Consider the following 14,700-nt stretch of genomic DNA (forward strand, 5'->3'; position numbering starts at 1 on the left):
CCCCTTTTGGGTGGAGTGATCAATAAGGTGTTGATCAGCGCGATTTTGGAGCATCTGGATTGTTGGCCGGACCGAATGGTCCGGCGGGTCGCACGTGGACGGCTACCGGACCGCCGCCGATCTCAATGGCCGCGGCAATCGAGTCGTGCGCAGCGGCCGCAACGGCTTCGGCGGTGATGCCGAATGCCTCGTAGAGTTTGACGTAGTCGGCTGAGGAGCCGTAGTGCTCGAGACTGATGATTCGACCTGCATCGCCGACCAGGTCGCGCCAGCCGAGGCTAATGCCAGCCTCAACACTGACGCGTGCGCGCACGGCGGGCGGGATGACGTCATTGCGGTAGGCCTCGTCCTGCTGTTCGAACCATTCCCGACACGGCATCGACACGACACGTGCGTTGATGCCATCGGCGCTGAGTGCTTCACGCGCAGTGACGGCCAACTGAACTTCGGAGCCGGTCGCGATGAGCACCACATCGGGCACGCCATCGGTGTCAAGGAGTGTGTAGGCACCCTTCGCGACGTTGTCAGCTGTCGCCCAATATTGGCCAGTGTCAGTCTGTTCGCCACGCGGGAAGACCGGCAGGTTTTGCCGGCTCAGTGCGAGTGCGGCGGGCCGATCGGTGACATCCAACAAGGCCTTCCACGCGGCGATGGTCTCATTGCCGTCGGCCGGACGTATGACGTCAAGGCCAGGGATTGCGCGCAGGGCAGACAGATGCTCAACCGGCTGGTGTGTCGGTCCATCCTCACCAAGACCGATCGAGTCGTGGGTCCATACATACGTCACCGGGAGTTCCTGCAGCGCCGCTAAACGTACTGACGGGCGCATGTAGTCGCTGAAGACGAGGAAGGTGCCGCCGTAGGGACGGGTCGGACCGTGCAACGCCATACCGTTGAGAATCGCACCCATGCCGTGTTCGCGGATGCCAAAGTGGAGGACACGGCCGAACCAATCGCCCTCGAATGCCTTGGTGGAGTGTTCGGGTGGGAAAAACGACAGTTCGCCCTTGGGCGTCGTGTTGTTCGAGCCAGCCAAATCGGCCGAACCGCCCCACAACTCGGGCAGCAACGGCGCCACCGCAGTCAGAAAATCACCCGATGCGGCGCGCGTCGCAATACCCTTGTCACTTGCCTCGTAGGTCGGCAGGTTCGCATCCCAGCCAGCCGGCAACTCGCGTCGGCCCAACCGTTCGATGAGTGCGTCGCCGTCGGTATTGTCGACTGCCCACTTGTCGTAGCGCTGCTGCCACTGGTCCTGAAGCGTGATGCCGCGGCTGCGGGCCGCCTGAGTATGCGTGATCACCGCAGCGGAGACCGCGAAGGATTCAGCTGGGTCGAAGCCGAGAATTGTCTTGGTCGCAGCGATCTCATCGTCGCCGAGGGCCGAGCCATGGGAGGCGCCGGTGTTCTGCTTGGTCGGTGCCGGCCACGCGATGATGGTGCTCAACTTGATAAAGCTGGGCTTATCGGTGACCTCGTCGGCGGCGATGAAAGCGTCGTAGAGCCCTTGAATGTTCTCCTCATAGCCGGTGCGGCCGTCGGTCCAGTCGACCTCTTGCACATGCCAGCCGTAGGCCTCATAGCGTGCAGCGACATCCTCGCTGAATGCGACGCTCGTGTTGTCCTCGATCGAGATTCGGTTGTCGTCATACAAGACCGTGAGATTTCCGAGCTGTTGGTGACCAGCGAGCGAGGAAGCCTCGGCGGAGACACCTTCCTCAATGTCGCCATCAGAGCAGATCACGTAAACGTGGTGATCGAAAATGCTCTGACCGAGTGCTGCCTTCGGGTCAAATAATCCATGCTCCCGGCGTGCGGCCATTGCCATACCGACAGCGTTGCCAACACCCTGACCGAGCGGCCCGGTGGTGACTTCGACGCCCGGCGTGTGAGCGTGTTCGGGATGTCCAGGTGTTCGGCTGCCCCACGTGCGCAGACTCTTCAGGTCTTCAAGCGTGACGTCATAACCAGCGAGATACAGCTGAATATATTGCGTGAGGCTCGAATGACCACAAGAAAGCACAAAACGATCCCGCGCCATCCAGTGCGGATCCGCGGGATTGTGACGCATCAGTTTTTGATAGATCAGGTAGGCCGCCGGAGCAAGGCTCATTGCCGTGCCCGGGTGACCGTTCCCGACCTTTTGGACGGCATCTGCGGCCAACAGTCGTGCCGTGTCAACCGCGGCTTGGTCGAGGTCTGTCCACTCCAGAGTAGTGCTTGCTGTCGTCACAGCTTGAGCTCCTGATCGTCGTGCGAATCCGTCTACGGCCGGGTAAGCCGAGCCATCGGTACGAGCCTACTCGTGTGGACGTAGACTGCTCCATGTGACTGCGTTGGATCCTGATATTTCTGAAACCGTGAATGCGGCGGCGGTGAGTCGTACCTCGGCAGGCCGAAATATGGTGTCTGCCTACGTCGCGTTGATGAAGCCGCGGATCATCGAATTGCTGCTGCTGACAACCGTGCCGGTAATGTTCCTTGCCCAGCAAGGCGTACCACCGCTTGGCCTCGTCGTATGGACGATCGTCGGCGGCACGCTGTCGGCAGGTAGCGCCAACGCGCTCAACTGCGTTGTAGATGCCGACATTGACGTCAAGATGCGACGGACCGCGCGCCGACCGCTACCGCGACACAAGGTGTCGACGCGCAGCGCGTTGGTCTTCGGGCTCGTCCTTGGCGTTGTCTCGACAATCTGGCTCGGTCTCTTGGTCAACTGGCTGTCGGCCGGACTCGCGCTCTCCGCGAATGTCATCTATGTCGTTGGCTACACGATGATCCTCAAGCGCCGCACGTCGCAGAACATCGTTTGGGGTGGCGCCGCCGGGTGCTTCCCGGCGCTCATCGGCTGGTCCGCGATCACCAATGAGGTGGCGTGGCCGCCGGTTGTTCTGTTCTTGGTTGTCTTCTTCTGGACGCCGCCACATTTCTGGGCATTGGCGATGCGCTATCGCGAGGACTACTCGGCCGCAAGCGTGCCGATGCTTCCGTCGGTGGCGACGTCGCAGGCAGTGGCTAAGCAGATTGTCATCTATTCCTGGGTGATGGTGTTCACGTCGTTTGTGCTCATCCCCGTTACTCCGATGGGCCCGTTCTACACGATCGCGGCACTTGTTCTCGGCGGCGCTTTCTTAGTTGAAGCGCACGGCATCCGTACGCGAGCCAAAGGCACCGAAGAACTCTCGATCATCAAACCGATGCGTCTGTTCCACTGGTCCAATGCGTATCTGGCATTGCTCTTCGTCTCGGCCGCGATCGATCCGTTCCTGCGCTGACCCAATCGACTCGGGCCGTGAATATTCGCACGATCGGTCCCGATGATTGGGCTGATTGGCGGTGCGCGCGAATCCGCGCACTAACCGAAAGCCCGCAGGCGTATGCGTCCTCGGTGACGCTGTGGACCGGGTCGCTCGACACGGAAACACGATGGCGTGATCGGCTGGCCGAGCCTGGTGCGTTTTTTATCGCGTACGACGTTTCGGAGCCAATCGGCATGGTCGGTGCCACTCCCCATGCTGACGGTGTCGAGCTCATCTCGATGTGGGTCGCTGCGGAGGCGCGTGAGTGTGGAGTTGGAGCACAACTGATCGACGCGGTGATCAGTTGGGCCGACCGCCGAGCGTTGTCCTTGCGCGTTATCGACGGCAATGTGGCGGCAATTGCCGCCTATCAGTCGACCGGGTTCGTGCTGAGCTCAGTTGCTCCCGATCAGGAAAACTGCCGAATTATGACCCGCCCGTGAAATGCCGCCAGTCTCAATAACTTCTCCTTGGCCCGTCGAGGCCGGCCAAATTCTGTTCGATGTGTAGTGCGAGCGCTTCAAGCGCGGACCGTTCAGTTGCGTCGAACTCTTGAGCATCAGCTGTGGTGCGTACGCGCTCGAGCTGATCGCGCACTAGGGCTCTTTGGTCGGGGTGGGCTCGATAGCTGAGGTCTGACAAGACATGAAAAATCTTCTCCAGAACCTGCGGATCCGCCGCGCCGTATCGGCGCGGTTGTGATATTCCGAGGTCGACGTAGTCGGCTAGGTTTGGGCGTCGCAACACGACGCAAACACGTTTGTCGTCGTCTCGCAGTAGTTTGGCGCCGAGGTCATGTTCGGTGAGTTCGCACAACAATGCTGAGATGTGTCCCAACGCGTGGATCGCTGTCGTTGGATCGTTGATGCCCGGTGAGAGCGCTTTGTTCGCCACATCGGTGAGTTGACGCAGCCCGTAGCCAATGTCTTGGGCTGCAGTTCGTTCGAAGCTTGTATGGATGCACTCGGCAACCCGTTCGGCGATTCGTTCGGCCGAAGACTCGCTGAGCGGTCCGCTCAGCACCGACCACGCAATGCCTAGGGGCGTTCCTTTGACCAGGAAGTTACCTGGGTAGACGTCAAGGTGGATCAGCGCGTCCATGCTCACGGCGACGTCGAGCAGTTCGCTCTGATTGATCCACGTCAGGAAGCCGCCGTCAACTACGAGCAGTTGCACACCGTCTGCGAGTGGCTGTGATTCGTATGGTCGGGCAGCGGCAACGACGGCAGGAACGCGTTTCGTGAGGACTGCCTCCACCGTCCGCGACGCATCACGATGAACGTTGCGCAACATAGTTTCCACCCGAATCTGCGCGGTGAGATGTGCCAGAAACAACACCAACGCCAGCACACTGGCCACGGCAAGTACGAAAGCAAATGTGACCGCGAACTTCGGAATGAACTCGTCTTGTCCGTCCGATCCGGTGTTGTGGACCGCGCGTAGGACGGTCAGCGAGTAGGTAAACGTCGCAAGAAACAGCGCCAACGTGGCCTGGACGAACTGGTCACGAGTGAAGGTTCGCAGCAGCCTGGGGGAGAACTGGCTGCTGGCCAACTGCAGTGTCACCACGGTGAGAGCGAACGTCAGGGCCGTGACGGTGATCAGCGATGACGATATCGAACTCAAGAGCGAACGCGCCGTGTCAGCATCGCCGCCGAAGATCAATCCATTCACTTGGGCGGACAAGTGCGCATCAACGGCTGAATCGAGCTGTGGAAGGGCCAAGCCGAGCAATACGGCGAACACCACCGCGATAGTCGACAGCGGCCACAATTGAGACTTAAAGGTGTCGCGACCAACGAGCAGCAATGTCTTCATACGCCGCATTCTTCCCGTATCAGGGCGCCACGCAAAGCACCTAAATGCCGATGAGCGCACTCATGCGTCCCATGGCTACTGCGCTGATGCCGAATAGTCGGCGGGTTTGCTGCTGCGATCAACCGGCGCAGTCAACAACAAAAGATGAGTGCCGGCGGCGATCAAGATTGCTGCACCGACCAGATGCGCTGCAACGAGTGCAACCGGCAAATTGGTCGCGTACTGCACAAAGCCAATCAGCCCCTGTGCCAGCTCGACCACTAAAAGCACCAGAGCCGACCGGGCCGCCAAGGGTGCAGTGGCGCGCAATGCAAGCCAGCAACCGATCGTGAGTCCGACCAGCAGGAACACTCCGTCGGCGTGGAATTGGCTCAATCGGCCAGGATCCAGTCCATTGCGCCCCGAAATTGCATCGCCCGAGTGCGGTCCGCTGCCGGTGACGATCGTGCCGACATAGATCACTGCCCAAAGCGCGACGTAGGTAGTGCGGACCAACCAGACATGCTCGGCGGCTCGACCTTCCTGCCCGTCTGCGCGCACGCGCAGAATGAGCAGAACCGAGGCCGCGATCAGCGCCATCGACAGGATGAGGTGCAACGCGACAATCCATGGATTGAGCTTGGTCAGCACCGTGATGCCACCGATGACGCCCTGTAGCGGAATGCCGAGACCCATTCCCAAAGCAAGCCGCCGCATTGTCCGACTAGTGCCAGCCCAACGCCATACCGCGATGAAGGTGGCGATCGCGACGGCGGTCAGTACATACGTCAGCATGCGGTTGCCGAACTCGATGACGCCGTGTACGCCGAGGGCGCTGCGCGGCACAAACGAGTCCTCGGTGCATTTGGGCCAGGTCGGGCAACCCAGCCCCGAGGCAGTCAGCCGGACCAAACCACCGGTCAGGACAAGACCGGCATTTGCAATGAGTGAAGCCCATGCCCACCGCAGGACAAAGGTACGATCCGGGCTGCGAAATCCCACAGTCACTCCCATTCGAAGGTTCGGGCGGCAATGCTGCCGGCGATGGCGGCCCAAACGCCAAGGACGACGAACGGCAGTACACCAGGGCCACTGCCGGTGAAAACGTCACGAAAACCCTGACCGAGTGCGCCAGACGGTAGCCATTCGAGTGCTGAACGGGCGGCGGCCGGATAGCGCGACAGCGGAACGAGGACACCGCCGCCGACCAACAACAACACATAGACGAGGTTCGCGACGGCAAGCGTGGCCTCGGCGCGCAGCGTCCCGGCGATCAGCAGGCCCAATGCGGCAAACGCCGCTGTCCCGAACAGCGCCAGTAAAACCGTCCACACCGGTGCCATAACGCCGCCGGCGGGATCCCAGCCGAGCAGGAGCGCAACTAGCATCAAGATCATCAGTTGGATCGCTTCAACGATCAGGATCGCGCCGATCTTGCCCAACATCAGCCCTGAACGGGGGAGCGGTGAGGCACCGAGTCGTTTGATGACGCCGTAGCGGCGTTCGAAACCGGTCGCGATCGCGAGCGAGGTGAATGAGGTCGACAAGATCGCGAGCGCCAGCACCCCTGGCGTGACGATGTCAATCGAGCGCCCCGGCCCGAGGTCGACGATCTTGTCCGAACGGGTTCCAGCCACCAGCAGGAGCAAGGGAATGACAAGAGCGAGCAGCAACTGTTCACCGTTGCGAAGCAGCATCCGTAGCTCGATGCCTGCCTGCGAACGAATCATTCGTGGCAGTGACGCTGCGCCCGGCTTGGGCGAGAAATCAAGGTTCACCGCAGGGCCCGTCCGGTCAGGTCAAGAAAACGATCTTCGAGGCTTTGGCGCTGGACCAACATCGACTCGGTCAATATGCCGTTCACGGCACACCACTGGGTCAAAGCAGCAACCAGCGCCGGATCAATCACACCGGTTAGTACATAGGTTCCCGCGTGAACCTCATCAACCAGAGATCCGTACGGCAATGCAGCGGTGAGGTCAATCAGATCGATGCCCGGCCGTGCCGAGAAGCGCAGCGTGTTGTGCGATGCCGAACCGCTGAGTTCGGCCGGCGTACCCGACGCGATCACTGCCCCCGCGTCGACAATGTGGATGAAATCTGAAAGTGATTCGGCCTCGTCCATGAAATGCGTCGTCAGGACGATGGTCACGCCGCCGGCGCGAAGCTCGGACACAATGTCCCAGGTTGCGCGTCGCGCCTGTGGATCCAATCCGGCGGTTGGTTCATCCAGGAAAACGAGTTCGGGTCGACCGACGATTGCCATCGCCAGCGACAATCGTTGCTGTTGACCACCGGACATACGGCGATAGGGGGTACGACCGGATGACCCGAGCCCCAGGCGTTCGATCAAGGATTCGACGTCAAGCGGGTGGGCGTGCAATGAAGCAATATGCCGCAGCATCTCGTGTGCGCGGACGCCAGACCAGGAGCCACCGTTCTGCAACATGACGCCGACTCGCGGCCGCAGTTCATGGGCATCGGCACGCGGGTCGAGGCCTAGGACGCGCACGCGACCGGCTTGGGGTTTGCGGAAACCTTCGCAGGTTTCGATCGTTGTGGTCTTGCCAGCACCATTGGGCCCGAGGATCGCGGTGACGGTTCCGGCTTCGACAGTCAGGCTGAGCCCATCGACGGCGGTGACTGCGCCATATTTCATGGCGAGGTCGGTGACCTCGACGGCAGGCTGCTTCACCCCCACAGTTTAGGCCGCGTCCTGCACGGAGACCTAGGCGGCTGGCGGTGAGACTGGTTACGCTGTCCGGAGCCGTCTTCCAGTCAAGGGGTGATAATGAAACTTCCGGTACTGCCACCCGTGCGGCCGATGCTGGCGAAATCGGTTAAAGGCGTGCCGGCCGCAGCCTCAATTGCCGGCGGGTTGTCGTATGAGCCCAAATGGGACGGTTTCCGGTGCCTAGTGTTCCGGGACGGCGATGAGATTGTCCTGACAAGTCGATCAGCCAAGGACCTCACTCGCTATTTTCCCGAACTCGTCACGGCGCTTGCGGCCAATGTGCCAGACCGCTGTGTGCTCGATGGCGAGATATTTGTGGCAATCGACGGGCGGCTTGAGTTTGAACGGTTGTCGGAGCGAATCCATCCCGCCGCATCACGGGTGAAGTCGCTATCGGTGACCACGCCGGCGTCGTTTGTCGCCTTCGATCTGCTCGCGCTCGGCGACGAATCATTGGTGGACCAACCGTTCTCAGAGCGCCGATCCCGCCTGGCGGCTGCGCTGGCATCGGTTGCTGCGCCGATCCACTTAACCCGCACCACCACCGATGCGGCCGAGGCCGAAGTCTGGTTCGCCAAGTTCGAGGGCGCCGGACTCGATGGTGTTGTGGCCAAGCCGTTGGCAAAACCGTATGCATTCAACGGCCGTACGATGCTCAAAATCAAACATGCCCGGACTGCCGATGTGGTTGTTGCCGGCTATCGCCTGCACAAGACCTCCACGCCGGAGACACAATTGCTCGGGTCGTTACTGCTCGGCCTGTATGACGACGAGGGCCTTCTGCAGCATGTAGGCGTGGCAGCGTCCTTCACGGCCGCGCGACGCGCCGAACTCATCGATGAGCTCGCTCCTACAGTCGTAAGCCTTGCCGACCATCCATGGGCGTTGTGGCAGGACGCCCAGGCGCAATCGAGCAGCCGCCTGCCCGGCGCCCAGACGCGGTGGAGCGCAGGCAAGAGCCTCGCATTCGTACCGCTCGCACCAACCCGGGTGGCTGAGGTCGGCTACGAACACATGGAAGGCAGCCGCTTTCGGCATACCGCCCAGTTCAAACGCTGGCGCCCCGATCGTGACCCTGAATCCTGCGGTTACGCGCAACTCGAAGAGATCGCCGCATACGAGTTGAACGACATTCTGCTCTAGACCTGAGGGTTGGCGCGGTCGAGCCTGCGGAGCCGGTTGAGTAAATGTTCGTCGGGGACGAGTTCGGATCCGGTTCGGAGTTCGTGTTTCAGCGCTTCTGGAAGTTCGCCAAGGGTTTGCATCTCGCCGCGCAAATGCTCCATCGTCGTATCGAGCGCCGAGGCGGTGTCGGCGGCTTCCCGTAAGCCGTCGAGGAGAGCGGTAGGAACTTCTTCGCGGTATTTGTAGTAGATCTTGTGTTCAAGACTCGCCCAAAAATCCATCGCGATGGTCCGAAACTGAAGCTCGACAGTCACCGGAACAGCCCCATCGGACAGGAACACCGGAACCTCCACATGAGCATGCAGGCTGCGGTAGCCATTCGATTTGGGCGTGGCGATGTAGTCCCGAACAGTCAGTACCGTGATGTCGCTTTGCGCCTTGATCAGGTCGAAAACTTGGTAGACGTCTGAGATGAAGCTGCACGTCACGCGGACCCCAGCGATATCGGTGACGGTCGCTTGGATCGAGTCGAATGTCGGCTGGCAGCCTTTACGTTCCATCTTTTCGATGATGCTGTCGGGCCGTTTTAGCCTCGCCTCGATGTTCTCGATCGGATTGTCGTGGTGCAGGTGGGCGAACTCGTCGCGGAGGATCGAGAACTTTGTGACGACCTCCTCCATGCCGAATTTGTAGCGCATCATGAAACGCGTGAATTCGTGTCGCAACTCCGATGAGCCGTCGACAGCCGCATGTCCGTCGGAGGAAAGTTCCAGCAATCGACCCAAATCTAGGCGAGGGGGTTCGGCATCCACGCCTTCACTCTAAGGGGTGGTGCCACAGCGGCGACTGTTCCGGGAGCGGGTCAAGCGTTCTTCGCTTTACTCGGTTGTACGCGTTTGGGTTCGCCCGGCATTTTTGGATAGTCCGGGGGATAGGGCAGCTCGCCAAGGCCGTCGGCGACATCGCGCTCCCACCATTCGAGCAACGTCCCGATCGAATGGTCGACATCGTCGATGGTGGCGTGCGGATCGCCGATCTCAGTCAGCCGTTTCGGTACGGTCTGGAGATTGAAGTCACGCGGATCTTGGACCGTGGCCAACTCTGCCCAGGACATCGGCGTCGACACAGGGGCTCCTGCGATCGAGCGCAGGCTATAGGCGCTGGCCATCGTCCGGTCGCGGCAATTCTGGTTGTAGTCGATGAAGATGTTCTCGCCGCGCTCTTCCTTCCACCAGTTCATCGTGACGCCGTCGATGCGCCGTTCGAGTTCACGGCCCAGCGCGATGGCGGCGTGGCGTACATCGAGGAACGTCCAGCGCGGTTCGATCCGGACAAACACGTGAACTCCGCGATTGCCGCTCGTTTTGGGATAGCAACGGAGGCCAATCTCTTCCAATAACCTCCGCAATTCGCCGGCAACGCGTACCGAGTCATGAAAATCAGTGCCCGGCTGTGGATCGAGGTCGATACGCAGCTCATCGGGATGATCGGGGCGCTCCCGGCGTACTGGCCAAGGGTGAAACACAATCGTGCCCATGTGTGCGGCCCATACCGCCACCGCAACCTCCGTCGGACACATTTCGTCGGCGACACGGCCGGACGGAAAAGTAATCTGAACTGTTTCGACATACGGCGGAGCACCACGCGGCAGTCGCTTTTGATAGAACGCGTCGCCATTGCTCCCGGTAGTCGACAACGTCATACCTTCCAGCACACCTTTGGGCCACCGTTCGAGCGTGGTGGGCCGATCCCGCAGCGCGCGCATGAGGCTGTCCCCGACGGCCGCGTAATACTCGGCCACCATGAGTTTCGTGATCTCGCCGGTCCGTTCGGTCGCTGCGAAGATGACGCGGCTCGGACTCGACACACGGACTGTGCGGCTACCCACCTCGATCTCAGTTGCCTCAGCTGCCATGCCGTAACTGTAGTGGTCGGCGGCGCTCATTCTGATGTGGAAAGACCGCTAAAGGAGGAGTAAGGCAAACCTTTGTTGAACGTCGAATCGATTAAAGGCACAATAGTGTTGTGAAAAAGATTCGGGACGAGCTCGCGGCACCTGCCGACGATGCTCCGACCCGTGAGCGGGTGGCCAATTCCATCTTGGAAGCCGGGCCGTCGACGGCGGTACAACTCGCGCAGCGGCTGAATCTGACACCAGCGGCAGTACGTCGACACCTCGATCAGTTATTGATCGATGGCGTCCTCGAAGCACGTGATCAGCGGATCAACGGCGCACGCGGCCGCGGGCGTCCGGCTAAGGTTTTCGTCGTCACAGCAGCAGGTCGAGACCACTTCGACCAACACTATGACGTGCTGGCCGCCGGCGCATTGCGTTATTTGCAGAGCACCGGGGGAGAGGAAGCCGTTCAGGCTTTCGCCCGCCACCGGGTCGCCGAGCTCGAAACGCGCATACGTCCGCTGATGGATGCCGCAGATCCCAAAGATCGTCCGAAAGTTTTGGCCGAGGCCCTGACTGCGGACGGATTCGCTGCGTCGACGAAAGTCGGTCCCGGCGGCGAACAAATCTGTCAGCATCACTGCCCGGTTGCCCATGTGGCAGCCGAGTTTCCACAATTGTGTGAAGCCGAAGCTGAAGTCTTCTCACGATTGCTCGGCAGCCACGTACAACGACTGGCCACCATCGCCCACGGCGACGGCGTCTGCACGACGAACATCCCCGACGTTCCACACGTGTCACCATCAGCAGAGAGGGTCAATCGATGACCACCACAGAAAGCGTTCCCAACGCAATCGAAGAAGCCAATCCGCAGTTGAAGGACCTCGGCCGCTATGAGTTCGGCTGGGCCGACTCCGATGCCGCTGGCGCGATTGCCAAACGCGGCATCAATGAAGCCGTCGTACGCGAAATCTCCGCGCACAAGAACGAACCCCAATGGATGCTGGATCTGCGACTCAAGGGCTTAAAGCTCTTCAACCGCAAGCCGATGCCGACATGGGGCGCCGAAATCGCCGATATCGATTTCGACAACATCAAATATTTCGTCAGCTCGACCGAGAAGCAGGCCACGAGTTGGGAGGATCTCCCCGAGGAGATCAAAAACACTTACGACCGGCTGGGGATCCCCGAGGCCGAGAAGCAGGCGCTCGTCTCGGGTGTGGCCGCTCAGTACGAGTCGGAGGTCGTCTATCACAGCATTCGTGAAGACCTTGAGGAGCAAGGTGTCATCTTCCTCGACACCGACACCGCGCTGCGCGAGCAGCCGGAACTGTTCCAAGAATACTTCGCCACCGTTATTCCGGTCGGCGACAACAAGTTCTCCGCGCTCAACTCTGCGGCTTGGTCTGGCGGCTCTTTCATCTATGTGCCGCCGGGCGTCCATGTCGATATCCCGTTGCAGGCCTACTTCCGCATCAACACCGAGAACATGGGCCAGTTCGAGCGCACCTTGATCATCGTTGACGAGGGCGCCTACGTGCACTACGTCGAAGGGTGCACCGCGCCGACCTATAGTTCTGACTCCTTACATTCCGCAGTTGTCGAGATCATCGTGAAGAAGGGCGCTCGCTGCCGCTACACAACGATCCAGAACTGGTCCACCAATGTGATCAATCTGGTCACCCAGCGCGCTGTCGTCGAAGAGGGCGCCACGATGGAGTGGATCGATGGCAATATCGGTTCAAAGATCACGATGAAATATCCGGCGTGCTTCCTCATGGGCGAACATGCCCGCGGCGAAACCCTGTCAATCGGCTTCGCTGGCCCCGGCCAGCATCAGGATGCCGGCGCCAAGATGGTGCACTGCGCGCCCAACACCTCGAGTTCGATCCTTAGCAAGTCGGTCGCTCGAGGCGGTGGCCGCTCGTCATACCGTGGACTGTTGCAGGTGCTCGAGGGCGCCAAAGGCTCACAGAGCACGGTCAAATGTGATGCGCTGCTGGTTGACCAGATCAGCCGCTCGGACACCTATCCGTATGTTGATGTGCGCGAAGACGACGTCAAGCTCGGCCACGAAGCAACCGTCTCCAAACTCAGCGATGACCAGTTGTTCTACTTCATGAGCCGCGGTATCGAAGAAGACGAGGCGATGGCCATGATCGTCCGTGGTTTTGTCGAGCCGATCGCACGCGAACTGCCAATGGAGTATGCGCTCGAATTGAACCGGCTGATCGAACTCCAAATGGAGGGTTCGGTCGGTTGAGCGTCTCTAGCGATCTTTCCGAGAAAACAATCCAAGACTCGTCCAAGACTGAGTCTTCCAAATCACCTGAAGGAGCGTCCGTGCAGAACTTGGCCGAAGGCCTCGAAATGGACAAAGTCAACAGCCATCTTCACCCTGATGGCTCCTTCGATGTTGCCGATCATCCGATCCCCACCGGGCTCGAGGAGATTTGGCGTTTCACTCCGGTCAAGCGACTCCGAGGACTGCACAACAGCACTTATGTGACCGGTGGCCGGTTGTCCGCCTCAGTGGACGCCGATCCGGCCGTGACAGTCGAAGCCGTTGGCCGCGATGACGTCCGCCTGGGTTCGGTTTATATGCCCAACGACCGCATTAGCGCCGAGGCATGGAACAACTTTGATAAGGCGACCGTCGTTTCGGTGCCCGCCAATGTCGAAGTTGATAAGGCCACGATCCTCACTATTAAGGGCGAGGGCACCGAGCGCGTGGCGTTCGGCCACGTATTCATCGAGGTCGGCGACTTCGCCAAGGCGACGATCATTCTCGATCACGTTGGCAGCGCCGTTGTCGCCGCCAATGTCGAGATCAAACTCGGCGACGGCGCCAAACTCACCCTGGTTTCGATTCAGGACTGGGATGACGACGCCGTCCACGTCGCACACCATCACGCAAGCGTCGGCCGCGACGCCGATTTCCGCCATGTCGCGGTGTCGCTTGGCGGCGATCTCGTGCGCATCAACGCTTCGGTCGACTACACCGGCCCCGGTGGCAGCGCTGAGCTGTTCGGCGTCTACTTCGCCGACGCGGGCCAGCACATTGAGCATCGTCTGTTCGTCGATCACAATCAGCCGAAGACCAAGAGCAACGTGCTCTACAAGGGCGCATTGCAGGGCAAGGGCGCTCATACCGTCTGGATCGGCGATGTACTGATCCGCAAGGCAGCCGAGGGAATCGACACGTTCGAAGCCAATGACAACCTCGTGCTGACCGAAGGATGTCGTGCCGATTCAGTTCCAAACCTCGAAATCGAGACCGGTGAGATCGCCGGCGCTGGACACTCGAGCACGACCGGCCGCTTTGATGACCTGCAGCTGTTCTACCTCATGAGCCGCGGCATCGAAGAGAAGGAAGCCCGCAACCTCGTCGTCCACGGCTTCTTCAATGCGATCATTCGCCGTATCGGAGTTAGCCAGGTCGAAGAACGCCTTATGGCTGCCGTCGCAGGTGAGCTTTCCAAGAACATCGAGAAGATCGCGTGAGCGATCCCGAGGCCGCAGTCGAAACGTCCTTCACTCGCGTCGCGGATGCCAGCGAAGTCACTGACGGCAGCGTGCTAGCAATTGATAGTGCGGGCCGCGAAATAGCTCTCATTCGTCACGGTGACGACATTTACGCGGTGCGTGACGAATGCACCCATGCCGCCATCCCGTTGTCCGAGGGCGACGTCGAAGGCTGCGAAATCGAGTGTTGGCTGCACGGCTCGCGCTTCGATGTACGCACTGGAGTTCCGGTCAATCTGCCCGCGACCGTACCCGTACAAACCTTTCCCACGAAGTTGGAGGGCGACGCAATCCTCGTCGACCTCTCCGCATACAGGAGTTAA

Annotated in this window: 14 protein-coding genes; 7 read left to right on the top strand and 7 right to left on the bottom strand. The window is 60.4% G+C overall.

Translation table 11 applies throughout. From position 1 onward, the window contains the following. Positions 1-34: 34 nt before the first annotated feature. A complete protein-coding gene (gene tkt / locus AC2YB9_RS08845; RefSeq protein WP_487268512.1) occupies positions 35-2,233 on the bottom strand; it encodes a transketolase in 2,199 nt (732 codons plus the stop codon). 94 nt (positions 2,234-2,327) lie between these two features. Between tkt and AC2YB9_RS08850 the strand changes: the two genes are divergently transcribed. Further along, complete coding sequence (locus AC2YB9_RS08850; RefSeq protein WP_487268513.1) at positions 2,328-3,275, top strand: heme o synthase; 948 nt, start codon at positions 2,328-2,330, stop codon at positions 3,273-3,275. 17 nt (positions 3,276-3,292) lie between these two features. Continuing rightward, entirely contained in the window at positions 3,293-3,742 is a 450-nt protein-coding gene (locus AC2YB9_RS08855; protein ID WP_487268514.1) for a GNAT family N-acetyltransferase, read from the top strand. 13 nt (positions 3,743-3,755) lie between these two features. Here AC2YB9_RS08855 and AC2YB9_RS08860 read toward each other — a convergent pair whose 3' ends face one another. The 4 genes from AC2YB9_RS08860 to AC2YB9_RS08875 form a co-directional block, all read right to left on the bottom strand. Continuing rightward, positions 3,756-5,117 (bottom strand): DUF2254 domain-containing protein, encoded by a 1,362-nt coding sequence (locus AC2YB9_RS08860; protein WP_487268516.1) that lies wholly within the window; start codon positions 5,115-5,117, stop codon positions 3,756-3,758. A gap of 75 nt (positions 5,118-5,192) precedes the next feature. Continuing rightward, the gene (locus AC2YB9_RS08865) at positions 5,193-6,098 is read right to left on the bottom strand and encodes a COX15/CtaA family protein (RefSeq protein WP_487268518.1); all 906 of its coding nucleotides are present in this window, start codon (positions 6,096-6,098) and stop codon (positions 5,193-5,195) included. Positions 6,099-6,100: 2 nt separating this feature from the next. Continuing rightward, on the bottom strand, positions 6,101-6,874 hold the full coding sequence (locus tag AC2YB9_RS08870) for an ABC transporter permease (RefSeq protein WP_487268519.1): 774 nt from the start codon (positions 6,872-6,874) through the stop codon (positions 6,101-6,103). Beyond that, a complete protein-coding gene (locus AC2YB9_RS08875) occupies positions 6,871-7,791 on the bottom strand; it encodes an ABC transporter ATP-binding protein (RefSeq protein WP_487268521.1) in 921 nt (306 codons plus the stop codon). Before AC2YB9_RS08875 ends, AC2YB9_RS08870 begins: the two co-directional genes overlap by 4 nt. A gap of 96 nt (positions 7,792-7,887) precedes the next feature. Between AC2YB9_RS08875 and AC2YB9_RS08880 the strand changes: the two genes are divergently transcribed. Next, a complete protein-coding gene (locus AC2YB9_RS08880; protein ID WP_487268522.1) occupies positions 7,888-8,973 on the top strand; it encodes an ATP-dependent DNA ligase in 1,086 nt (361 codons plus the stop codon). Here the strand turns inward: AC2YB9_RS08880 and AC2YB9_RS08885 are convergent. Then, on the bottom strand, positions 8,970-9,767 hold the full coding sequence (locus AC2YB9_RS08885; RefSeq protein WP_487268523.1) for a GTP pyrophosphokinase: 798 nt from the start codon (positions 9,765-9,767) through the stop codon (positions 8,970-8,972). The two genes, AC2YB9_RS08880 and AC2YB9_RS08885, sit on opposite strands and share 4 nt — an antisense overlap. 50 nt (positions 9,768-9,817) lie before the next feature. Next, complete coding sequence (locus tag AC2YB9_RS08890; RefSeq protein WP_487268525.1) at positions 9,818-10,870, bottom strand: DNA polymerase domain-containing protein; 1,053 nt, start codon at positions 10,868-10,870, stop codon at positions 9,818-9,820. Positions 10,871-10,989: 119 nt separating this feature from the next. Here AC2YB9_RS08890 and AC2YB9_RS08895 point away from each other — a divergent pair, with 119 nt between their 5' ends. The 4 genes from AC2YB9_RS08895 to AC2YB9_RS08910 all read left to right on the top strand — a co-directional run bounded on the left by AC2YB9_RS08895 (position 10,990) and on the right by AC2YB9_RS08910 (position 14,700). After that, positions 10,990-11,679 (top strand): helix-turn-helix transcriptional regulator, encoded by a 690-nt coding sequence (locus AC2YB9_RS08895; RefSeq protein WP_487268587.1) that lies wholly within the window; start codon positions 10,990-10,992, stop codon positions 11,677-11,679. Further along, positions 11,676-13,115, top strand: coding sequence for a Fe-S cluster assembly protein SufB (gene sufB, locus AC2YB9_RS08900; protein WP_487268526.1), 1,440 nt, complete (start codon positions 11,676-11,678; stop codon positions 13,113-13,115). The genes AC2YB9_RS08895 and sufB overlap by 4 nt, the downstream gene beginning before the upstream one ends. An 80-nt stretch (positions 13,116-13,195) precedes the next feature. Then, the gene (gene sufD, locus AC2YB9_RS08905) at positions 13,196-14,356 is read left to right on the top strand and encodes a Fe-S cluster assembly protein SufD (protein WP_487268527.1); all 1,161 of its coding nucleotides are present in this window, start codon (positions 13,196-13,198) and stop codon (positions 14,354-14,356) included. Then, positions 14,353-14,700 (top strand): non-heme iron oxygenase ferredoxin subunit, encoded by a 348-nt coding sequence (locus tag AC2YB9_RS08910; RefSeq protein WP_487268528.1) that lies wholly within the window; start codon positions 14,353-14,355, stop codon positions 14,698-14,700. The genes sufD and AC2YB9_RS08910 overlap by 4 nt, the downstream gene beginning before the upstream one ends.

It is taken from the genome of Aeromicrobium changchenzhani (assembly GCF_057586615.1).